The sequence below is a fragment of the Bacillus sp. 1780r2a1 genome, from assembly GCA_024134725.1.
GTDB classification, from domain to species: domain Bacteria; phylum Bacillota; class Bacilli; order Bacillales; family Bacillaceae_H; genus Priestia; species Priestia aryabhattai_A.
In genome coordinates this window covers 2,255,810-2,278,741 of the sequence record CP099863.1, presented here as the reverse complement: position 1 = coordinate 2,278,741, position 22,932 = coordinate 2,255,810, and the positions used below count along the sequence as shown (strand labels likewise).

The window sequence follows — 22,932 nt, the reverse complement described above, 5'->3', positions numbered from 1 at the left end:
AAAGGAGAGTTTCAAATGATTAATAAAAGCTCTTCTATTCCTCTCTATTATCAAATTAAAGAAATTATAAAAGAAAAAATTATTTCAAAAGAATGGAAAACAGGAAATGCTATCCCCTCTGAGAAAAAGCTTTGTGAGTTATTTTCAGTAAGTCGATTAACCGTAAGGCAAGGAATTCAAGAATTAGTGGATGAAGGGTACTTGGCAAAAGAAAGAGGAGTAGGAACATTTGTATTAGATAAAAAAATTGAACAAAAATTAGTCACGGCTACTAGCTTTACATCATTGATGCAGCAGCAAGGAAAAGTTCCTAGCAGTAATATTTTATCGATTGAGCAAATGATTCCTTCAAAATCAGTTAAGCGTAATTTAGCGCTGGGTGAGGATTCACAAGTGATATCAATTAAGCGAATACGCTACGGAGACGACGTGCCAGTAGCCCTTGAAACAGTCTTTTTACCCGTTGACTATAAGGACTACACGCTCGAAGCGAATATTAAAGATTCACTCCATAACTTTATTGAAAAAAATTTCAACGTAAAGATTGGTAATGTGAAACAAACAGTCGAAGCTACACTTGCAAACGAGCAGGAAGCAAATTATCTAAATTTGAAAGAGAATGCACCGTTACTGCTGATTAAAACGGTTACGTATCTTACAAACAATAAGCCTTTCGAGTATGTTATCTCTGTTTATGCTGGTGAAAGATTTAAGATATCATCACAAATAGGAGAGTTACACACGGATCGGGTTATTTAAAAAGGAGAGATTAACGTGTATATTGTTGGTCTGATGTCTGGAACATCTTTAGATGGAATTGACGCAGCGCTTATTCATGTAGAAGGCAGCGGCATGAATACAGAATTAACTATTATTGACTTTGTCACATACCCTTTTTCGAAAGAGCTTGAACGCGAGATTAAAGCTGCTTTGTCAGTTGAAAAATCAAATGTGCAGTTAATCTGTAGCCTAAATTTTAAGCTAGGGTATGCATTTGCTGAAGCGGTAAAAAAAGTGTGTGATAAAGCAAACTTTCCTCTAGAAAAACTAGATTTAATCGGTTCACACGGCCAAACCATTTATCATCAACCTTTTAGTGAAGACAATTTGATAGCTTCAACGCTTCAAATAGGAGAGCCTGCTATAATTGCTTATGAGACGAAGACAGCAGTTATATCTAATTTCCGTACCATGGATATGGCGGCTGGTGGACAAGGAGCTCCACTTGTCCCATACACAGAGTACATTTTATATAGGGATAAGCAAAAAGGCAGGTTGCTTCAAAATATCGGCGGAATTGGGAACGTAACGGTTTTACCTCAAAACGCCCTGTTTGATGATATGTATGCTTTTGATACGGGACCAGGAAATATGATTATTGATGAGCTATGCCAACAGCTTTTTACTATTCCTTATGATCAAGAAGGAAAAATCGCAGCGAGCGGTAAAGTGAACGAAAAAATGTTGGGCTACTGCTTAGAGCATGATTACATGAACGTCTCTCCTCCGAAATCAACTGGTAGAGAGTTGTTTGGTAAAGAATACGTAGATAAACTGCTGGCTGCATTCTCTGATGTACCACGTGAAGATATCATCGCAACTGCAACAATGTTTACAGCAAGGTCAATTGTTGACCATTATCAACGTTTTATTTTACCAAATCATGATATTGATGAAATCATTATTGGCGGTGGAGGAAGCTATAACCTTACCCTGATGAAGATGATTAAGAGTTTAGTAGGTGAAAGCATTGCCGTTTTAACACAAGAGGAAATCGGTTATTCATCCGAAGCAAAAGAAGCGGTGGCTTTTGCGCTGTTAGCGAACGAAACGTACCATAAGAATCCAAGCAATTCACCAAAAGCAACTGGCGCAAATTATCCAGTTGTACTAGGCAACATTACGCCGGTACCTTTTGTTGATTGATCAATTATGCTAATAGAAAAGCAGCTGAATCATTCAGCTGCTTGTTTGTTTATCGCTTTCCTGCATAGGAGAAAATGGGATTGCGAAGCTCGAATTTATACGTTTGACCGTCTACAATTCCAACGATTTTATCTCCATCGTATAGATCTAACAAGAAGCCTGCCATTTCTTTTGCGGTGTGGTACTGAGGCACATTTCCCCTGTAGTTAAATCCTTTAGTCCCGCGAGCACGATCGGCAAACTCTGTTTCAGTAGCGGCTGGTGCTAATACCTTTGCCTGCATTTTTGCACCTTTTCCTTGAAGTTCTTGGCCAAGGCCTTCTGTAAATGCACTTACGTAGAACTTTGTTGCACAATACGTTACGGCGTTTGGCACAATGTTATATCCACCAGCTGATGAAATGTTGAGTAGCTGTGCGCCTTCTACATTTTCATAATCGCGAACGTACAGTGAAGATAAAATGGTCAATGCTTCAATGTTTAAATGAAGCATTTTACCGATTTTGTTTAAGTCCTGCTCACCAACCGATGCAAAATTACCAAAGCCAGCGTTATTAATCCATGTTTCAATCTCGTACTTTTTCAAGTCTTCGTATAGCGTATACGCATTTTCTGCTGTGGCTAGGTCTGCTGTATAGACCACAACATCAGCTTCTGCGTTTATATCTTTCACTGCGGTTTTTAATTCTTCAAGCTTGTCTTGGCGACGTGCAATGATAATTAAATGCTTCCCTCTTTTTGCAAATTCAAGCGCAGCTTCGTAACCAATTCCTGAGCTTGCGCCCGTAATCACTGTATATTTCATAAAAATCCTCCTTGAGATAACTAGTTTTTTAATGATAAAAAGAGTATACTGCTTAGAGTTAACTCTAAGTCAACCCGTAAATATACTTTTTTTGAGGAGCGGATATATGTACACAATTAGCCAAGTATCAGAAGAATTAAACATCAGCGCGCACACTTTACGGTATTATGAGAAAGAATCAATTATTACGCCTGATCGAAGTTCAAGCGGAGAGCGGTTATATACAGCAGACCACGTAGCGTGGCTAAAGTTTGTGATCAAGCTTAAAGAGACGAAAATGCCGCTTGCGAAAATAAGACAGTACGCGGAGCTTTTTAAAGAAGGAGAGAAGACGGCTCAGGCTCGCCTTGAACTTTTAGAGAATCATCACCTCTCGATCCAAGAGCAGCTCCAAACCTTAATTGCTACAGAAGAGATGTTAACTCATAAAATATCAACTTATAAAAAGGTGCTAGCAACGCAAAACGTGTAGAGACGTCTCTACACGTTTTCTAGCATGTATATTCGTTGTTTTTCAATGGAGATTAGTTAAGAATAATTGCGGCTATAAAGGATCCAATAAACAAACTAAGGAGTAGAGTTCCTGTGCTTTTTCAATCAGTGCCTACAGCTCCGGTTTCTGCACGGTGCATAGCGTCTCGCAGGTTTCCAGTCGGATTCTGCTTTATTTCAGTTTGACGCATCCTTTCTTAGTCATCTTCGGGAGTTTTATTACGAGTCTCTATGTATACACCTCCATTATATATCTTTTTACTATATGAAAAGCTTCATCCTAATTATCTAATATCTAGCTGAGTAAGAAGAGGTTACCCTTTATTAGCTATGCTTTTTTATCATCTTTTTCGCCAAATAAGTGCGCTAATCAGAAAAAGAACGCCCATACTAAATGCTAAGAGTGAATCCAACAGCACTTCGTTCGTTTTTGCGTAGCGAATTATTAACGTACCGCCAAATATCAGCATAATCATGAAGGAACACCTTATTAAATACGTATTGATACTCATTAACTTCACACCTTTTTATAGACTATTTTAACACAATAGGTAAAAAATAGTAAAAAACCATTCCCTAGCCGAATGAATGCAGGGAATGGTTCTCTTGGTTATGGTGTTACCTCTACTAAAATCGCATCTCCATTTTTTCCAACCTTGATTTTAGCATGTTTTGCTTCTTGTTCTACTCTTTGACCGGTTCCTTCTGGAATAAAGTAATGCTCAATGCCATACTGGATTCCCCAGCTGTAGTACGTACCTGTTATGAGAACATCATCTTTCTTTGCTTGATAAGGAGAATTCCATTTGTCATGAGTTTTATAATGCTCTGCATACTCAAAGATCCCTTGTTCATTTTTGCGAAGTACAAGCTGTATCCGTTCACCGTCTTTCACATCATCTAATTCAATTTCCGAAATCTCATAGTTCAATTCCACATAATCTCCTTGCAAAAGTGAACGCGGATCTAATGGAGCTAGCTCGAGCTTCACTTCTTTTCCACTTTGGAGAAGTAGTTCATTTTTCATAAACAATCCCCCAAGAATCACAAGCTGTAAAGCAATGATAAATAAGATTCTTTTTTTATGTTGATCGATAAAAGAAGGCTGTTGCTTTTCCACAGAGTCAAACTTATAGCTAAATGCAACAAATAATGCACCTAATAGTAAAAGCGCGAACGATTTATCAAGAAGGTCCCAGAGGTAATCATAATACTTTGTTCCTAAAAAGATAAACCAAAAAACCATCGAAACCGTAAACTCAAATTTTTTACCGCTGCGCACGCTTTTAAAGAGAAATACCGTAGAAAACACAAAGAACAAGATGCTGTAGGTTATGTTTAAAGTAGGTGAATTCACGCTTCCAATAAGGGAAAGTGAAAAGATAAACGTAAGCAAAAGCGAGCTTCTTTTAAAAGGTAAGGAAGCTGTCAAACAATACACGATGACATTTAACAGAATAAGCGCAATTAAAACGTAATCAAATTGAATGGCTTCGTAATAAGTTGTTGGTAGTTTAATAAGTATCAACAGCTGAGCAAGCGTGTAGATGGCTACGCGCAAGGATGTTTGTTTAGCAAACCACATAAGTGAAACAAAGAGTGCTAGATAGATAAAAAACAGCGCATCGTATACAAAGAATGCGGACACCCCACTTATTAAAAAACCTGTCATAAAAAGGGTATATTTAACGGTTGGAATAGCTGCTTTAATAAAGAAAAACGAAAGCATAATGGCTGTTCCAATCAGCATCATGAAGTTTTGTGAATACTCTCCGCTAAAGAGCGTTACAAGCCCACCGATAGATATGCTACCTAAAATAGAAGCGATTGCCGTAATTCCTATGATAATAATTTGTTTAATTACACGCAGCGATCTTTGCTGAGCATTGGTGTGGTGAGAAAGCCAGTTAATGAACCAAACGCTAGCTGCAACAAATAAAAACACAAATCCAAGTACCAAAAATAAGGTGAGTTCACTGTAGTTGTCAAACAGATACCACAAAACTTGCTGAACAACGAGCAGCGCAGCAGCAACGATTGAAATTCCTAGCAATCCTTTATGTGATTGCACTTTTGAAAAATAAAACAGTGACACAATTAATAGAACGATGTAAGCAATCAAAACGCTTACGCTTAACACAGTATAATTTGGCTGTGAAATGCTTAAAAAGATAAAGTGAATGATAATAAAAGCAGCGTACATTACAATAGTTGACTTTACATATTGCTTTTTTACGAATAGAAAGATAAGTGCGTTCACAAATGCCATTGTAAGGTAAAGAAAAATTTCTTCATTTTCTGTTCGCTGGAAAACGGCAGTAGGTGAAATATAAAAGTACATGGTGAGCTGAAGTAAAAGAAACGAAAGAACATAAAATGACTGATATTTTGTAAGTAAACTAAATAGGACAGTCGGTAAAAACCAAATAAAAAATAACCAATAAGCGTCCGCATGCGTGTTATAGATTTGGCCGACGAGCGCAGTACTTAAACCGAATGAAATAGAACCAGCAACAAGTAGCCAATGACTAAGAAACGCTTGATGAGGTAACAGCATTCTACCAACAAAACCACTTCCATAAAATAACAGCATCATGGCTATGCTCAAGGCGATTTTTGTATAGCGGTCAAACCCTTGCCAGTTTGATGCAAAGAAATACAGTATTCCTGCCAACAGTAACGAAATACCTAGTAAATAACCAAGCTTTACAAGGTTTTGTCTCATAAAATCTCCCCTTTTTTTCGCCTATATTACTATATACTAGCGCGGTAAGAAAAATTTGACAACAAGCGAGAAATTTTTCTGCTGTTGTATAATATAGGTAGTTAAATGAAAGGAGAGATTTTCATGAATGAAGCTTACATATGCAGTGATTGTCATCAGACGTACCCCGTAAAGGACATGCCATGGAAGTGCAAGTGTGGGGGAGTGTTGGATTTGCTAAAAGAAAAGGTAGCCTTTCAACATACAAGCGTTCACCATCAGTTGCCAACGATGTGGCGCTATGTTGATGCACTGCCTTTTTCAAAAGCAGCAGACACCTGGAAGCAAGTAACGATGGGAGAAGGGAATACGCCGCTTATTTCCTTGGAACCAAACGCACCCAATACGTATATGAAAGTTGACTACATGATGCCTACACTCTCTTTTAAAGATCGCGGAGCAGCGGTATTGATTGCAAAAGCAAAAGAGCTAAAGGTAGAAAGTGTCATTGCTGATAGCAGCGGAAATGCTGGAACAGCCATTGCAGCCTACGCCCAAAGAGCCGGCATTGCCTGTGATATTTTTCTTTCAAGTAGTACGTCTCCAAAAAAGGTGGCGCAAATAAAAGCTCACGGAGCGCGTATACGAGAAGTAAGCGGAACGAGAGAAGATGTTGCTGCAGCTGCTCAGCAGGCAGTTCACGATGAAGGGAAATTCTACGCAAGCCATGTGTATAATCCCTATTTCTATGAAGGTACTAAAACATATGCGTACGAAATTTGGGAGCAGCTAAACGGAGCGCCAGACACACTCATTGTGCCGGTTGGAAACGGAACGCTGCTTCTAGGTGCATACTATGGGTTTAACGAGCTAAAAGAGAACGGATTGATAGAAAAAGTGCCTAAAATTGTCGCTGTACAAGCCAAAAACTGTTCTCCAATTCACCAAGCATTTAACAGAGGAGAAAAAGCAGCCACTCCAATCTCAGGACAGCCTACTTTAGCAGAAGGAATCGCTATTGCGGCTCCTGCTCGCTCTAAGCAAATTTTATCAGCTATTCGAGATACAGGTGGAGACGTTATTAGTGTAAGTGAACAAGATATTCAAAAAGCAAGAACGTTGCTTGCTGAAAAAGGATTTTACGTTGAGCCAACGACAGCTGCGAATTATGCTGGGTATTTGCGATATGATTGTGAATCAGCAGAAAAAGTCGTGATTCCGCTTTGCGGAGCGGGGATTAAAGTGACGTAAGGAATAAAAGATTTTAAGCTGAATAGAAAAAAGAACAAACTCTAGAACGAGATTGAAAGAATTGGAGGAAGACAGATGATTTTAGTCAGCTCATGCCTAGCAGGAATGCCGGTGCGGTATAACGGTACGTCTTGTGAACAGTCAGTCATACAATCGTTGATTCACGCGAAAAAAGCCGTTCCTGTCTGTCCAGAGCTTTTAGGAGGTTTTACCACGCCGCGCGAACCAGCTGAAATTGTTGGAGGAAGCGGTGAAGATGTGTTAAACGGAACGGCGAGCGTAATTGAAAAGTCGGGTAGGGACGTGACGAGTTTATATATAAAAGGAGCTTACCAAACGCTTAAAATAGTAAAAGAGCTAAACGCAACTGTCGTGGTGTTAAAAGAAAGCAGCCCTTCATGCGGAAGTTCGATAATCTACAACGGCGCGTTTCAAGGGACACAAGTTGTAGGAATGGGAGTGACAACAGCTTTGTTAAGAAGACATTCCATTGAAGTGTTTTCAGAAGAAGAGTACAAAGCAATAGTTGAAAAGAGTCCTGTTTAAATTCATATAAACACGTACATGATAATGAATCGTAAGTTCTTCAAAAGGTTACATGCTTTCTTTATTATGGTAGAATATTCAATATCATGAAAAAAGTAGGTGTTTCTCTATGTATACAAGTGAACAGCACGCTTCTCACATCCAGCGTGAGCTTGAAAAGTATTCACAGTCAGTTGTGAATGAGCTAAGGAAGGTGACTCAATTTACCTTCCATTCAGAAATCGATCTGCTCGACTTTACTGCTTTTCCACAGGTATTGGATTTGTCCATTACGATGTTTTCGATGGACCGTGATGCAAATGAAGTGTTTGGAGAAGAGTGCAGAAGCGATGAGTTTGCTGGAAGCTTTACGATTAGTGAAGAAGTAAACTACAATTATCTATCGGAAGAGGAAGAAGACGCATTTTGGGAGTTTTATGAGGAGAACGAAGAGGTTGAAGAAGCAGAACATAAGGCTATTGCAAGCTGGTTTTATAGCTGTTGGTTAGAAGCGGGTGGTTCTTCTATTAAGCTTCCAAGTTACTTTAGCTTCCACGACCACGACCTTTGCTTGGACTTGCATCAAAACAAGTGGATTTCGGACGGTGACAAGTGGTTTGAGTAAAGAGGAAAAATCCGCTACTTTATTGCATAAAAAGTGATTATGAAATCGTTCGATACTTTTATTATCTGAGGTGTGAAGCGGAAAAGAGGGTAGTCACTTTACAAAGCACTAAGCTTTCTCAAAGAAATTTAATTTTCTTATATGAAACCATAGCAAACGAAAAAAGCTCTGTGAATCACTATGACAGAGCTTTTTACTGTTTATAGCACCTTCTCTAATAGCTTTCATTTGCTTTTACAAGCACAGACGATTTGACGTTTACTTTTGATAAGCAAGCGGTTAATAGTCCAGCGGTCAGTAAAAATCCGCCAATCATTCCGATGACTCCGTGCCAGCCGTAGTGGGACCAGAATATTCCGCCTAAGGTCCCGCCAACGCTTGACCCCGTATAGTATAAAAATAAATATAAAGATGAGGCTTGTGCTTTGTTGCGCAGGGCTCGCTGTCCTACCCAGCTGCTAGCGATGGAATGAGCGCCGAAAAAGCCAAAAGTAAAGAGGCCGATGCCGATAATTTTTAATAGTAAGTGGCTCTCTAAAGTAAGGCAGACACCTGCAAACGCAACGAGTAGATTAATCAGCAGAATTGGCTGTTTACCGTGGTGATCAATGAGCTTTCCGTTCCAAATTGAACTGAATGTTCCAATCATCATGATAATAAAAATCCAGCTGATAACGGATTCGCTGAGTCCGTAAGGCCTAGCGGTTAGCACGTAGCCAATGTAATTGAACAAAGCAACATTGCTTCCTAATAGTAAAAAGCCAATGCAAAATAAAAAGAGTAAGCCAGGGTCTTTTAAGTGATCAATTAGTGACTTTCCTAAGCTGACGACATTGAGGCTACGCGGTGTAAAGTGTGTAGAATGAGGGAGGCTGCGCCAAAAAAGAACCGTAGCAATTAAGCTAATAATGCCAATTAATCCAATGGAGAAATGCCAGCCTGCTGCGTCGTTGACAACTCCTGAAATGACACGCCCCGCTACGGCTCCAATGGCGTTTCCGCTAATGTATAAGCCCATGGCTGCACCTAAGCTTTTTCTTTCAATCTCTTCGCCAAGATAAGCCATTGCAACGGCCGGTAAGCCTGCTAAAGCAATTCCAACGAGTGCACGAAATACTAGTAACACATAAAAATTAGGACTAAAAGCTGTTAAAATGCAAAGTGCAGAAGCAGCAAACATTGAATAAACCATCACAGATTTTCGGCCCCATACTTCAGAAAGAGAACCAAAGACAAGCATACTGATGGCGAGGGTAATAGTTGTGATGGATAGCGACAAGCTTGCGATAGTCGGTGAAATATCAAATTCGTTTGTAAACGTTACCATTAAGGGCTGAGCGCAATAAAGAATGGCAAAAGTATTGAAGCCGGCTGCAAAAAATGCAAAGCTCGTTTTGCGAAACGTTTTTGTTCCCTGCTTAATATAGTTCATACTGTCATCACTTGTTCATGATCATATTCTCCACACATATTTTATCCATCCTTTTGATTATTAATTTCGTTTCTATAGCTATAGGAGAATTTCTCTCCTGTATATCCTATCACTTCTGATATATAATGTATAATGCATAGTTATCATGATTTTGATGCATTTATGTAATGAGTGGGAGAGGTGGCAAACGAGTTGGAATGGCAGCAGTTTGAATATTTCCAGACTTTAGCACGCTTACAGCATATGACAAAAGCAGCCAAGGAGCTTTCGATTACACAACCTGCTTTAAGCAGGTCGCTAGCTCGGTTTGAAGAAGAAATCGGTGTTTCGCTCTTTGAACGACAAGGGCGATCTATTCGCTTAAATCAGTACGGTGAAATTCTATTAAAAAGCGTTACAAATATGATGAACGAATTTGAGAAAGGAAAGCAAGAAATTCAGCATTTACTTGACCCTGAACAAGGACAGGTTTCTCTAGGTTTTCTACATACGCTGAGTATCAACCTTATACCCGATTTGCTTGTGGAGTTCCGAAGGAAGTATCCCAAAGTCAACTTTTCACTTCGACAGAGCCCAACGCACATTCTACTAGAACAGCTGGAGAAAGGAGAGTTAGACATTTGCTTAATCTCTCCCATGGGTATTAAAGAACCTGTAGTATGGAAAGAGCTTTGGAGAGAAGAGTTATTTGCGATTGTGCCGACGAACCATGCTTTTGCTAAAAAAGAAGCTATTACGATTGAAGAGCTAGTAGAAGAGCAGTTTATTCATTTGAAAAAAGGATTTAGTCTACGCGTCACAGTTGAACAGTGTCTACATGAAGTGGGCGTGAATCCTCATGTAACTTTTGAAGGAGAAGAAGCTGACACGGTTGCGGGTCTTGTTGCTGCGGGTCTTGGCGTATCAATTTTGCCAGATTTAAAAGGAGTAGATCAAAGTCATATCGTGAAAATTCCTATTCGCTATCCAAAATGTGAACGTCTTATAGGTCTAGCTTGGGTTGAAGGAAGATATATTTCACCAGCCGTGCAGAACTTCAAAGAGTTTGTATTAAAAACGTTTTAGCCGTCTATCAATAAATAAAATCCCTTCTTTACGCATATACATGGGTATTAAAAGAGTGTGCCAAGCTATAAAGGAGGGATTTTACATGTCAACAGTTCCAATACCTCTTTATAAAAAATGGTGGTTTCTTGCGCTGATGCTTGCGCTAACGATTGTCTTTTTATTTTGTTCTGCACTTATTATTACGAGTTATCAAAAAATTTCACTGCTAGAAGAAGAGGTTACTGAGCTGACAGAAGAAAAGAAAGAAGTCCTCGCAGAAAAAAATCAGGCTGTAAAACAGCTTGAACATGTAAAAATGAAGCTGTCTGAACTTGAGGATAAGCTCGTAGGTCAAACAGAAAATAGTCAGAATACGCCAACTGCTTTTTCAGCTACGCTTACGAATCCGATTGTTTCGCTAGATGAAAAAGAAGTCGAGCAAGCGGTTTATCAAGCTGCCCAAGAGAAATACCCTAAGAACAAAGTGATGCAGGAGCACGCGGTTAAAGAACAGCTTGAAAGCTATGAGTATTTAAAAGAATACGAAATTACTTCACAGTTTGAGCTAAACCACCTGCATGATGCGATGAAGGCCCATCCAGATGATTTTACCGCGATGCAAATGGTATTTGAAGAAGAGTTAAAAGCTTATGAATATTAATGTCGAGATGCTATGCGAATTATCGTATAGCTATTTTTGTCTGGAAATCTCGTGAAATTCCTGTATAGTGATAGTAGAAAATATTGAATTAACAGGTGAATAACTACATGAGCACAATGAAATGGAACGAAGCAGCTTATGAGATGCTGCAAAAATGGCTGAATTTATATAACGAAAAAGAACCGCTGCGTTCAGGCCATTTACATAATGTAAAGGACAAGCTTCATCAACTGACGGAAGAAGCGTTTACATTAGAGGTTTCAAAAGAGCTGAACGCGGTTTACAAAGTAGTAAAAGCAGAGCGCAAGCAGTATGACATGACTAACTTAGAGTTCTTAGTGACGACTTTGCTTTCAACAGAGTATCCAGCTTTTCTAGAAGCGCGCAGTCAAAACTTGCGCCGAGTAGAGAAGTTAAAACAACTGCATACAGAGATACTAACTCTGTTTGAAACAAACATTAACACATCGTCTGACATGACCAGCTTGTTCAATCGTTATTTCGATGTTATGTCAGCATATGGTCAAACAAACAAGCTAGCGAATCTTGAAGCGAAGTGCGCAGAATATTTGCCAGCGTTTATGGATGTTTATCAAAAGCGTGAAGGGTTAAAAGAAAATGTTTTAACTGTTCAAAAGCAAGAAAGTGAGCTGCTTGAAGAATGGAATCAGCTCCGAAAAAAGCAGTACGTGACAAAGCAAACAGCAACTGGTTTTCGTACGAAGCAGCACGAGTACAATGAAAGTCTTCGTCGTCTTATCGTCGCAAATAAACAGCTCATAGAAATCGACTTACCTGGTTTGAAGAACAGTTTTGCGAATCTTGAAGCTGATATGAAAGCATACGCTATCGAGGCGCTGCGGGCTATTGAAAAAGAAATTAATGAAATAATAGACGATAGCGAGCGTTCTCAACAACAGCTACAAAAACAAATCGAGAGAGTAACCTACGTCGAAGAAATGGATTCTCACTATAAATGGTTATCATCATTTATGGACGCTTCGCGAACGTTTTTTCACGGAAAAGAAATTGAAGCATTCGACCAAGTAGCAGATCTTTACCGAAGCTCAGCTATTGCTGAATTTATTGAAGTTGCTAAAGAAGTACAAATGCTTACCGGGCCGGAACCTATGTCAGCTGCTTCTCTTCCTTCTTATTTTGCTAGTTTGCAAGTGAAAGAAGAAAAGCTAAGCGTTCCAGCTACAGCCGACTATCCGGTTCTGGAAAAGCAGCAAAAAACAAAGCGAACGTTTCCCTTTTTCGTAGGGGCAGTTCTTGTAATCGTGCTCATTTTTGTTGTGTATATGAGCTTTGGCCGCGGGGTTACGGATGATAATACTGCACCAGCTATGACAGAAAAAGCAGAGGCAAAAGATAAGCAATCAGCAGAAAATGAACCAAAGCCTGTAAAAGACGTGAGTGAAACAGAGATTCACAACTTTGTAGGGTCTTATAAAGCCGCTTATTTTTCAAGCTTAAACAGCGGCGACTTTAGCGGAATGGCACCTTATATCGATGAAGATGCGCAAGTGTATAGTGATTTAGAAGCGTATATTACGTCTTTAGCTGGAAAAAACGTGTCGTTTGCCAATGATCAACTGCTTGTTAGTAAAGTTGAAAAGACGGGTGAAGGTAAGTATTCGGTGTATGCAACAGAAGAGTACACGTTTACTGATTCGTATGATGCCAGTACGAAGTTTGTAAAGAATCGAATCTATCGCTTGGAGCTAAAAGGTGAAGATAAGCTTAAAATTAAAAGTATTGAAACCACCAAAGACGTTCAAACACCAGTTGAATAAACTATAGAGAAAGATCCTCCTCTCATCATTTAAGAGATTTTGAGAGGGGGATTTTCTTGTTCAAGCGTTTTTGCTTTAGGAGCTTTTTGAAGCGTAAGTAAAAAAACAACGCCAAAGATACAAGCAGCTCCCAGCCACTGAAAGAACCCAAACGGCTGCTGAAGCCAAAAGACCGTTGTCAATACAGCAGCAAGAGGCTCCAGACTTCCTAGCAAACTTGTTTCTTTTGGAGGGAGGCTATCTAAGCTTTTAATATACAGCCAAAACGCCAGCATCGTTCCAAAGATGATGACAAAGAGCAAGTAGCCGTACGCAGCAAACGTAAATGTATCAAAATGAGCTTCCCAAGGCGCTCGAATAAAGCTAAGCGCAACTCCGCCAACCACCATTGACCATCCAACAACAACCAAAGAGTCAAATCGTTTAAGAAGCCGAACTGCATACAGCGTATAAAAAGCGGAGCATACCGCAGAAAGCAGTCCCCATACGATGGCTAGATAGGGCACAGAAAGCGTTGAGAGCGACCCGTTTGTAAGAAGGAAGAAGCATCCGGTTAAAGCTAATAAAAGGATCGTTCCGTCTTGTCTAGTAAAACGCATTTGTCTTCGAAACAGCAAGTATACAATAATAATGACGGGTGCTAAATATTGAAGCAGCGTTGCGACGGCTGCATTTCCATGATGAATAGCTGCCATATACGTATACTGCACGCCAAGCATGCCCAATATGCTATAAGTGACGAGCTGAAGAGCCGTCTGCTTTTCTTTCCAAATGAAAAGGACTTCCCGGCGATTTTTACCAAAGCAGCTTAAAAGTAAAAGCAGCAATCCGGCTAGTAATAAACGCGTGGTCACTAGCCAGTTGACGTCAATTTCATAGTCTTGAAACAGCTTTTTTGTTACTGTTCCTCCAATTCCCCAAAACGTTGCGCCCACAATCACGAATAATAAGCCAGCACGTCGATTAGATTTCATTTGATTTCCTACCTTTACAAAATATCATGATAGTATAATCATAAAGAGAAAAAACGCGTATTTATATTCAAATCGAGCTTAAAAATATAAAAATATTGAGGTGGGCTATGAAGTTTAAGCAGTTTTTAATCAATGAACAAAACTTAAAAGAGCTAACGAAGCACTACACGGGAGCGCTGCCGATTGCTTGCTATGAGACGACAATACTAGAACACGCCAGCGGTTACATTCCGCTTCACTGGCACGATGAAATTCAGCTCATCTACGTTTTAAAAGGAGAAGCGGTTTTTCAAGTGAACGAAGAAAAAATTAAGCTGCGTAGCGGGGATGGACTCTTTATTAACAGCGGCTGCTTGCATATGGCAGAAGATCTCAAGAAAACGGGCTGCGTGTATATTTGTTTAAACGTGCTTCCGCATCTTTTTTTACCTCAAGAGCTCTATACAACTTACGTTTTGCCTTACGTTCAATCCACCAATTTATCGTATGTATTGATTGATGGAAACAAAGAGTGGAGCAGAGCTATTCAACAAGCTTTATTTGTCATTCGCAAGCTTGTGCAAACGAAAGAACCGCTGTTTGAAATTGAGATTACGGCTAATCTTATTAAGGTTTGGAAACAGCTCTTGGTTCACGCTTTTCAGAAGCAATACGTGTACACAGAAGAAGTGAAAAATCAGCGCATAAAAGCCATGTTGACGTGGGTGCATATGAACTATAGCGAAAAAATTACTCTCGATGATATTGCAGCATCCGGTCAAATAAGCCGATCTGAGTGCTGCCGCTATTTTAAACGGATGCTAGACGTTACGCCGCTTCAGTACGTGATGAAGTATCGCATTCAAAAAAGTATTCTGCTCTTAAAGCAAGAGGAAAAAAGCATTACGGACGTAGCCTTTGAAGTGGGATTTAACAGCACCAGCTACTTTATTGATCAGTTTAAAAAAATGATGGGAACGACGCCACTTGCTTATCGGAAAGGGAAGCTCTAAAAGTGTTTGTGGAAAATAATTGTAAAAAATGCGTTTCTCCCTTATCATAGTGGGTAAATCTACCAAACTATGGAATGAGATAAGGAGAATCAAATGAAATCAAGAATAAATGAACTCATTCAACATACAAAAGAAAAATTGGGCTTGCAAGACTACTATTTATATCGTTCAGACGTTAGGCGCAGTGCTACTATTCTAGGAGACACCATCTATACACTTTCAATGGAATGGTTTCCGAATTATGAAAAAGACTTGTTAGATGAAGACCTTAATCCTGACGGGACAGCTGTTGTCGAAGTCAACCTTCATACAGGCCAGTTTACAAGCGTCATTTTTGTTAGCGGGATTTCTTATGCTGAGGGTGTCAAATTTAGGATTGAAGACCGTCATGCTATTGCTCGTTGGATTGAAAGTGAAACGGAGCTTCAAGAAGGCACTCATTTTATATTTCATAAGTGTGAAGACATGAGGATTTGCTTTAAAAAAATTCTAAACGGTGTTTCCGTATCGCCATCTGGATCTATTGAAGTTGAAGTAGATAAAGCGGGGAATTTAATATTTTTCTCAATCAATGGAGACTTTTCAAAGAAAGAGCCGGTTGAAACAAAAAAATATGAGCTTACTCTACCGCAAGTGAAGCACATTGTGGCTGAGCAGCTAAAGTTAGCTGAATTTCCAAATATGGAGACGGAAAAAATGACGCCTGCTTATGCAATTGAAGAAGTATACATACGAAATCGCGATTTGTCGCTGATACCGTTTCAATTAGTCGAAGATGAAAGATCACATGTTGACGTTCATAAAATAATTGAATGGAGCCACGCTATTGATAAAGCGTTTCAGCGTAAAGAAATAAACGCAACAGAGAGTCTTTCACAGAATCAAATAGAAAATCAAGAACCGCATCCTGATTTAAGAAAAATAACGGAGAAAGAGATTAAAAACAGTGTGGTAGCGGTTCAGCAATTTTTGGCACAAGTATATAGCAGCGATTCTGGGAAATGGGTTTTACAATCTCTAAGCCGCTCTGAGGGCTATTTGCTTGCAAAACTACAAGCAAAGCATGAAGCTGAACAGGTGTTTAAAAGACAACTTAAACTATTTATTCATTCTAATACATATGAAGTCTTAAACTATATGGACAATAAGTCTTTTATTGACTTATATTTAGCATTTAGAGCAGCGGATAAAGTTATAATAACGAAACAACAAGCCTTAAAGAAGCTTCGCGACTTCATGATACTGACGCCATGTTATGTTTATGACCGCAAACAAGGAAGGTACGTTCTTTGCGGAAAGCTAGACTGCCATTACGCTGTAAATGCTATAACTGGAGAAGTCGTTTCACTTGATGATCTGTAACAACAGGAGGTAAGGATATACAATGCGTTTAAATTTAAAAAGATTCACCGCTTTACTGATAGTAACGTTGAGCCTCACAGCTTGTCAAAGCGTAAACGAACAGGAAGAAACACAACCGGAAGCGACAACAGAAGAACAAATAAAAGCAAGAGCACTCCAAGATGAATTTACGCGCAGCATGCTGAAATCCGCACAGGAAACGGAAAAAGGATACTATACGCTTGAATCCAAAACGGGTGAGTATGAGATGTTGTTTCCGGCTGGTGGGGAAATTAGTAGCGGCAGTTATACTAACAATCAAGGTGTAAATGAAGCTTTTATGGCTGGAGTGTTATATGAAGATAAAACTCAGGCAAGAATCAAAGTACAATTTAATCAAAAACAATCTAACGACGAAACGGGCATTCAATATGCACAGAAATTTCTTAAGAAAAATTTAGGTATTGAAGATGAATTTAAAAATATTGAGAAAAATGGTAATACGTTCTATTTAGCTCCTTTTCAATCAGAAAATGGTTATTATGGATATGGCGCATACATATACGACACGAGTAGAGATGTGGGAGGAATTGAATTTATCTACACAACAGAGTGTAGAGAGTCTTTCAGTCCCTGTAGCCCTAGCAATCAAGAAGTCATGAAGAAAGTTGAAAAAGTACTTTCATCTGTGGAATTTAAGAAGTAGGCATAAAAACAAGGCTTTCACGTTCTGTCACTTCTAATGATGATTTATACAAAAGTAAGGGGAGCGAAGATCCTTGTAAAGAACGTGTTAATATACCAAAAGGGATTTTTGCTTTATCAGGAGCAATCGCAAAATCAGATGTCTCTTTATTAGCACCCAAGATTGAAATGCCCGTTTTTATCATACATGGAGCGGATGACTATTCAACAAGTTATTAAGAAGCCAAACGATTTTATGAAAAACTAGACGCTTCTTCAAAAAAAGCTATTCTCTTTTAACACCTGTGCATACTGTCCCTTTATAGAAGACCCCAATGCATTTAGAAACATTTTGTAAGCTGAAGTTTTAGGATAATTCCTTCAAACAGAACGATAAAGACTGCTAAGATGTAGACCAATCATATCCAAAGCAGCTCATTTACAATGTAAATGGGCTTATTTTCATGTAAAAAAATTAAGAAAATAATCACTGTAATCCCCCTTACCCAAGTAGTTCTAAAAGACTGAAAAAATCCATTTTTAAGTAAAAAGCCTAATGTAAAAACTAACCAAGTTTTTCTATAATAGAACAATGTATGTATGGAACGAAAAAAAGGAGGCACCAAATGTTCATAAAAGGAAAAGGAATTGTAGCCTTACTTCTCAGTAGCCTATTCGTAGGCGGCTGTCAAATGAGTGACGAACAATCAAGGAAAACAAAGCCGCTAGACCAAAAGCCAAGCGAAGTGGCGATAGAGGAATTGCCAAATGCCAGAGCCCTTCAAGATGAATTTACGCGAGAAATGATCAAGTCGACAAAAGAAACGGAAAAAGGATACTACACGCTTGAATCCAAAACGGGGGAGTATGAGATGTTGTTTCCGGCTGGTGGGGGAATCGATGGGATTGGTTATAAGCAAAATGGTGAAAGTAGTGAGTCATTCTTAGCCGGTATTTTGTATGAGGATAAATCGTCAGCAGAACTTAGAATTAATTATAATACAATTCTATCAAATGACGAAACAGATATTGAATACGCCAAAAGATTCTTAACAAAAAACATAGGTGAAGACATGACGTTTGAACGAATTGATGTAAAAGGAAAGGTAATGTACATAGCGCCTTTTAAGATGAAGGAAACTGGTTCGTATGGTTATGGTGCATACGTTCATCCTGATAAAGGTTGGAGGGGATTGGAAATTATTTACTCAACAAGTTGTACAGACAAGACAAAGCCATGTGATCCACAAGAAGAAACGTTTAAAAAGCGTGCGTACAAGTTGATTTCCTCAGTAAAATTCTTAAACAAAAATGAGGCTAAAAAATAAGTGTTACACGTTATTACACAAACATAAAATCAGGAGGCACCAAATGCTCATAAAACGAAAACGAATCATACTCGTACTTCTCAGTAGCCTATTCGTAGGCGGCTGTCAAATGAGTGACGAACAATCAAAGAAAACAAAGTCCCTAGACCAAAAGCCAAGAGAAGTGGCGACAGAGGAATTGCCAAATACCAGAGCCCTTCAAGATGAATTTACGCGAGAAATGATCAAGTCGACAAAAGAAACGGAAAAAGGATACTACACGCTTGAATCCAAAACCGGTGTGTATGAAATGTTGTTTCCAACTGGTGGAGAAATCGATGGCATTGGTTATACGCGAAAGAGTGAAAGCAGTGAGGCGTTTTTAGCTGGTATTCTGTATAACGATAAAACAGAAGCACAGCTTAGCGTTAGGTATACAACGGTTCTATCGAATGATGAAACGGGAATTGGATATGCCAAAGAACTCCTAACGAATAGTATAGGTGAAGACATGACCTTTAATCGAATTGATGGAAAAGGAAAAGTTACATATGTAGCGCCGTTTAAGAAAAAGGAAACAGGTTCGTATGGTTATGGTGCTTACATTCATCCAGATGAAGGATGGGGAGGAGTAGAGATTATTTATACTGGAAGTTGTATGGATGATCCTAAGTCATGTGGTCCTGAAGAGGAAGAGTTTAAAAAGCGTGCGTACAAGTTGATTTCCTCAGTAAAATTCTTAAACAAAAATGAGGCTAAAAAATAAGTGTTACACGTTATTACACAAACATAAAATCAGGAGGCACCAAATGCTCATAAAACGAAAACGAATCATACTCGTACTTCTCAGTAGTCTTGTCGTAGGCGGCTGTCAAATGAGTGACGAACAATCAATTGAAACAAAGTCCCTAGACCAAAAGCCAAGCGAAGTGGCGACAGAGGAATTGCCAAATACCAGAGCCCTTCAAGATGAATTTACACGAGAAATGATTAAATCGACAAAAGAAACGGAAAAAGGATATTACACGCTTGAATCCAAAACCGGTGTGTATGAAATGTTGTTTCCAACTGGTGGAGGAATTGATGGCATTGGTTATACGCGAAAAGGTGAAAGTAATGAAACATTTTTAGCTGGTATTATGTATGATGACAAAGAGGAAGCAGAGCTTAGGATTAAGTATACAAACGTTTTATCGAATGACGAAACTGGCATTGAATATGCTAAAGAGTTTTTAACGAATAATATAGGTGAAAACATGACGTTTGACCGAATTGATGGAAAAGGAAAAGTGGCGTACGTAGCACCGTTCAAGACAAAAGAGTTTGGCTCATATGGGTATGGTGCTTATATTCATCCTAATGAAGGATGGGGAGGTGTGCAAATTATATACTCAACACGTTGTACGGATAAAACAAAGCCATGTGATCCACAAGAAGAAACATTTAAAAAGCGTGCGTATAAGTTAATTTCCTCGGTTGAATTCTTAAACAAAAAGGAGGTTAAACAATAAATGATAGTACTCGAACTAGCACAATTCAATCAAAATGAAGATGAGTAAGAACCAAATAAAAAGAAAATTAGTTAGAATACATAAGTAAATTTACTCTGTAAGAATTAAATGATGATAGTTCCAAAAACCTAAAAAAATCCATTTTTAAGTAAAAAGCCCAATGTAAAAACTAACCAAGTTTTTCTATAATAGAAGAATGTATACATAGAAAGAAAGTAGGAGGCACCAGATGTTCATAAAACGAAAGGGAATTGTAGCCTTACTTCTCAGTAGCTTTGTCATAGGAGGGTGTCAAATGAGTGACGAACAATCAAACGAAACAAAACCAGTAGAACAGAAGCCGAGCGAAGTGGCCGTGGAGGAATTGCCAAATACAAGAGCCCTTCAAGATGAATTTACGCGAGAAATGATCAAGTCGACAAAAGAAACGGAAAAAGGATACTACACGCTTGAATCCAAAACGGGTGTATATGAAATGTTGTTTCCAACTGGTGGAGAGATCGATGGGATTGGTTATACACGAGATGGTAACAATGGTGAATCTTTTCTGGTAGGTCTTCTGTATGATGATAAAGCGGAAGCGCAACTTAGCATTCAGTATACAAAAAATCTACTCAATGATGAAACGGGAATTGAATACGCTAAAGAGTTCTTAACAAATAACATAGGTGAAGAGATGAAGTTTGACCGAATTGATGGCAAAGAAAAAGTGACGTACGTAGCTCCATTTACGAAGAAAAATGGTGTTTTATATGGTTACGGTGCCTACATCCATCCTAAGGAAGGCTGGGGGGGAGTAGAGATTATTTATACTGGAAGCTGTATGGATAATCCAAAGTCATGTGGTCCTGACGAGAAAGAGTTTAAAAAGCGTGCATATAAGTTAATTTCCTCAGTTGAATTTTCAAAGAAGAAAGAAAGTGAACAATAAATGAGTGATAACCAACTTGTAAAAACAAATGAACTATGGTTAAGAATTACAGACTTAGGTTACAAGGATATAAGTAAAGAAGAGTTTGTCCGAGAAGTACAGCGGATTTATATTGAAGAAACAGGTAAACCCTTAAAAGGTGAAATAAGCGTTGTGCGCTCTTCTGAATTTGATCGAGTAAATAAATATAATAATTCTTCATACGATGGAACGGCTATACACATCTATTCCAAAGAGCAGGACGTAAACGAAATGTACGTAGTATCTCAAGGGACAACGGACACTGACGATTGGCTGTATAACCTACGAGCAATGCAGGCTGGGATAGACACTAGCCAAGCAAAGAGTACGGAAATCTTTGTAAAGGAAGCACAGAAAGAGTTTAAAAAAAAGGAATCAATAGAAGATATTTCTAGTACCATTGGCTTATCACATTCATTAGCTCACAATAATAACACTGTGTCACAATTGCTAACTGAAAACTTTGACGAAATTTATAGCGTCAACGGTGCGCAGTCAACATATTTTCAACTCTACCAAAGAGATTTTGAGTTTAGAGAAGCAGTGAAAGAAAAATTCAACATAAGTTTAGCAGATTCTAAAGCCATCTACTCTCTGCCTCAAGACGAACTTAAAACTTTCGCAGAAGCGTATTATAAAGAAAAAGGTACGGTGATTCACCAGGTTATTTCTTCTGATGATCCATTGAACGCCCTGGCAAATATTCGAGGTTTTTTCACATTGGGTGATGTCACCATGATTGATACGAATCCTGACAAGCCAGGTCTAAAAGCCATTATTGACAAAATTCCAGATTCAGAGGTTAAAAGCTTACAAGATTTTGCATTAGTTTATGCAGAAGGATTTCAGAACGGTGGAAACAATCAAGGGATTGAAGACTTAACGGGTGTGAATATGGACGTCGTTGATAAAATTATGAACGACGGAGTAGGAGCTGCTGTTGGCACGTATTTCAGCAAAGACCTTGATGACATGATTTCAGACGTCAATAAAAAAGTGCCGCCTTTGCTTGAAAAGGTTACGAACATCACGTCGAATGCAGATGTGATTTTTGGTGAATTGAAAAACGCAGGCTATATTACAAACGCACAGAAGCAAGTCGCAGTGGAAGAGCTTGCGAACATTGAAAAGTCATTAAAAATCATTAAAGAAAAAATTAATAGCATCGACGAGAACCGCAAGATGTCAGAAGAAATGATGAAAGGTACCAAGTACAGTCCATATGCGGGGCAAGCAGCTATGGCCAGCGGGTTTAACGTAATGGCTGGTGATGTGGATGCGGCTATTGCTATTTATCATGAAGTGCAAAATATGCAAGCAAGCGCTAAGCGATTACATGAAGAGCTAGGGTCAGTTATGGAAGAAATTATTGCAAGTCACGGAATCGTCGAGATGTTAAATGCGCTAGGTGCTTCTAAAAATCAAGGATATTTAGGTAATGATTTGGTGCTGATGACTGGTGGAAACCAAGAAATTAAAGTTAATATTTCGGCTGCGGTGCGCATGTACCAAGAAGGACAGCAGGAACTTCAGAAAAAGAAAACGTATATCACTAAAATTGCTGAAAGGTTTCAAGAGCATATTATTGATGATTATGAAAACCAAAAGCAAAAGGTGCTTAGCGATATCCGTAATATTGAAACGAACCCGTGCGGTCAGCTTCCGCTTTTACGAAAGCACGTGTTTTTACCTTACTTTTCACCTGTGCAAATTGATAAAGTAGAAGTAACTGAACAGTTTAACGGTTTAAGCGGCATGGATATTTCTCACTTGATGGAAGGTTTAACTAAAAGCTTGACGGATAACGAAGACTTTTTAGAGTCAGCAAAGTCCAATATCGAACAGCTTTTCAGCAAGGACCGAGATCTTAGTATTCTATTTAACTATGTGCCTGGAGGATAACA

The 22,932-nt window shown here is 38.8% G+C and carries 22 protein-coding genes; 17 read left to right on the top strand and 5 right to left on the bottom strand.

Features of this window, described 5'->3' with window-relative positions:
• Positions 1-15 precede the first annotated feature (15 nt).
• A complete protein-coding gene (locus NIZ91_11510; GenBank protein USY53386.1) occupies positions 16-759 on the top strand; it encodes a GntR family transcriptional regulator in 744 nt (247 codons plus the stop codon).
• A 15-nt stretch (positions 760-774) separates the two neighbouring features.
• Positions 775-1,926, top strand: a complete 1,152-nt coding sequence (anmK, locus tag NIZ91_11505; protein ID USY53385.1) for an anhydro-N-acetylmuramic acid kinase AnmK — start codon at positions 775-777, stop codon at positions 1,924-1,926.
• A gap of 49 nt (positions 1,927-1,975) precedes the next feature.
• Here the strand turns inward: anmK and NIZ91_11500 are convergent, their stop codons facing one another.
• Entirely contained in the window at positions 1,976-2,731 is a 756-nt protein-coding gene (locus NIZ91_11500; GenBank protein ID USY53384.1) for an SDR family NAD(P)-dependent oxidoreductase, read from the bottom strand.
• 106 nt (positions 2,732-2,837) lie between these two features.
• Between NIZ91_11500 and NIZ91_11495 the strand changes: the two genes are divergently transcribed.
• Complete coding sequence (locus NIZ91_11495; GenBank protein USY53383.1) at positions 2,838-3,203, top strand: MerR family transcriptional regulator; 366 nt, start codon at positions 2,838-2,840, stop codon at positions 3,201-3,203.
• A gap of 121 nt (positions 3,204-3,324) precedes the next feature.
• Here the strand turns inward: NIZ91_11495 and NIZ91_11490 are convergent, their stop codons facing one another.
• Together NIZ91_11490 and NIZ91_11485 are read right to left on the bottom strand one after the other, a co-directional pair.
• Complete coding sequence (locus tag NIZ91_11490; protein ID USY53382.1) at positions 3,325-3,414, bottom strand: DUF6366 family protein; 90 nt, start codon at positions 3,412-3,414, stop codon at positions 3,325-3,327.
• Between the two features lie 419 nt (positions 3,415-3,833).
• Positions 3,834-5,948: a GDYXXLXY domain-containing protein gene (locus NIZ91_11485; protein ID USY53381.1), complete on the bottom strand. Its 2,115-nt coding sequence runs from the start codon at positions 5,946-5,948 to the stop codon at positions 3,834-3,836.
• 123 nt (positions 5,949-6,071) lie between these two features.
• Here NIZ91_11485 and NIZ91_11480 point away from each other — a divergent pair, with 123 nt between their 5' ends.
• From NIZ91_11480 to NIZ91_11470, 3 genes are all read left to right on the top strand, one after another.
• Positions 6,072-7,178 carry a threonine synthase gene (locus NIZ91_11480; GenBank protein ID USY53380.1) on the top strand — a complete coding sequence of 369 codons (1,107 nt, stop codon included), beginning with the start codon at positions 6,072-6,074 and terminating at the stop codon, positions 7,176-7,178.
• A gap of 75 nt (positions 7,179-7,253) precedes the next feature.
• The gene (locus NIZ91_11475) at positions 7,254-7,724 is read left to right on the top strand and encodes a DUF523 domain-containing protein (GenBank protein USY53379.1); all 471 of its coding nucleotides are present in this window, start codon (positions 7,254-7,256) and stop codon (positions 7,722-7,724) included.
• A 109-nt stretch (positions 7,725-7,833) separates the two neighbouring features.
• Positions 7,834-8,328 carry a hypothetical protein gene (locus NIZ91_11470; GenBank protein USY53378.1) on the top strand — a complete coding sequence of 165 codons (495 nt, stop codon included), beginning with the start codon at positions 7,834-7,836 and terminating at the stop codon, positions 8,326-8,328.
• Between the two features lie 214 nt (positions 8,329-8,542).
• On the opposite strand, the gene NIZ91_11465 is transcribed toward NIZ91_11470, so the two are convergent.
• On the bottom strand, positions 8,543-9,760 hold the full coding sequence (locus NIZ91_11465; GenBank protein ID USY53377.1) for an MFS transporter: 1,218 nt from the start codon (positions 9,758-9,760) through the stop codon (positions 8,543-8,545).
• Between the two features lie 192 nt (positions 9,761-9,952).
• Here NIZ91_11465 and NIZ91_11460 point away from each other — a divergent pair, with 192 nt between their 5' ends.
• From NIZ91_11460 to NIZ91_11450, 3 genes are all read left to right on the top strand, one after another.
• Positions 9,953-10,825: a LysR family transcriptional regulator gene (locus tag NIZ91_11460; GenBank protein ID USY53376.1), complete on the top strand. Its 873-nt coding sequence runs from the start codon at positions 9,953-9,955 to the stop codon at positions 10,823-10,825.
• Between the two features lie 85 nt (positions 10,826-10,910).
• Positions 10,911-11,468 (top strand): hypothetical protein, encoded by a 558-nt coding sequence (locus tag NIZ91_11455; GenBank protein ID USY53375.1) that lies wholly within the window; start codon positions 10,911-10,913, stop codon positions 11,466-11,468.
• Positions 11,469-11,575: 107 nt separating this feature from the next.
• Entirely contained in the window at positions 11,576-13,267 is a 1,692-nt protein-coding gene (locus NIZ91_11450; protein ID USY53374.1) for a hypothetical protein, read from the top strand.
• 29 nt (positions 13,268-13,296) lie between these two features.
• On the opposite strand, the gene NIZ91_11445 is transcribed toward NIZ91_11450, so the two are convergent.
• A complete protein-coding gene (locus NIZ91_11445; protein USY53373.1) occupies positions 13,297-14,241 on the bottom strand; it encodes an EamA family transporter in 945 nt (314 codons plus the stop codon).
• Between the two features lie 107 nt (positions 14,242-14,348).
• Between NIZ91_11445 and NIZ91_11440 the strand changes: the two genes are divergently transcribed.
• From NIZ91_11440 to NIZ91_11405, 8 genes are all read left to right on the top strand, one after another.
• The gene (locus NIZ91_11440; protein USY53372.1) at positions 14,349-15,233 is read left to right on the top strand and encodes an AraC family transcriptional regulator; all 885 of its coding nucleotides are present in this window, start codon (positions 14,349-14,351) and stop codon (positions 15,231-15,233) included.
• Between the two features lie 93 nt (positions 15,234-15,326).
• Positions 15,327-16,595 (top strand): hypothetical protein, encoded by a 1,269-nt coding sequence (locus NIZ91_11435; protein ID USY53371.1) that lies wholly within the window; start codon positions 15,327-15,329, stop codon positions 16,593-16,595.
• Positions 16,596-16,617: 22 nt separating this feature from the next.
• Positions 16,618-17,280 carry a hypothetical protein gene (locus NIZ91_11430; protein ID USY53370.1) on the top strand — a complete coding sequence of 221 codons (663 nt, stop codon included), beginning with the start codon at positions 16,618-16,620 and terminating at the stop codon, positions 17,278-17,280.
• Between the two features lie 604 nt (positions 17,281-17,884).
• Complete coding sequence (locus NIZ91_11425; protein ID USY53369.1) at positions 17,885-18,586, top strand: hypothetical protein; 702 nt, start codon at positions 17,885-17,887, stop codon at positions 18,584-18,586.
• 43 nt (positions 18,587-18,629) lie between these two features.
• Complete coding sequence (locus NIZ91_11420; protein ID USY53368.1) at positions 18,630-19,331, top strand: hypothetical protein; 702 nt, start codon at positions 18,630-18,632, stop codon at positions 19,329-19,331.
• A 43-nt stretch (positions 19,332-19,374) separates the two neighbouring features.
• Complete coding sequence (locus NIZ91_11415; protein USY53367.1) at positions 19,375-20,076, top strand: hypothetical protein; 702 nt, start codon at positions 19,375-19,377, stop codon at positions 20,074-20,076.
• 295 nt (positions 20,077-20,371) lie between these two features.
• Positions 20,372-21,007 carry a hypothetical protein gene (locus NIZ91_11410; GenBank protein USY53366.1) on the top strand — a complete coding sequence of 212 codons (636 nt, stop codon included), beginning with the start codon at positions 20,372-20,374 and terminating at the stop codon, positions 21,005-21,007.
• Positions 21,008-22,930 carry a hypothetical protein gene (locus NIZ91_11405; protein USY53365.1) on the top strand — a complete coding sequence of 641 codons (1,923 nt, stop codon included), beginning with the start codon at positions 21,008-21,010 and terminating at the stop codon, positions 22,928-22,930.
• The last annotated feature ends 2 nt before the right edge of the window (positions 22,931-22,932 follow it).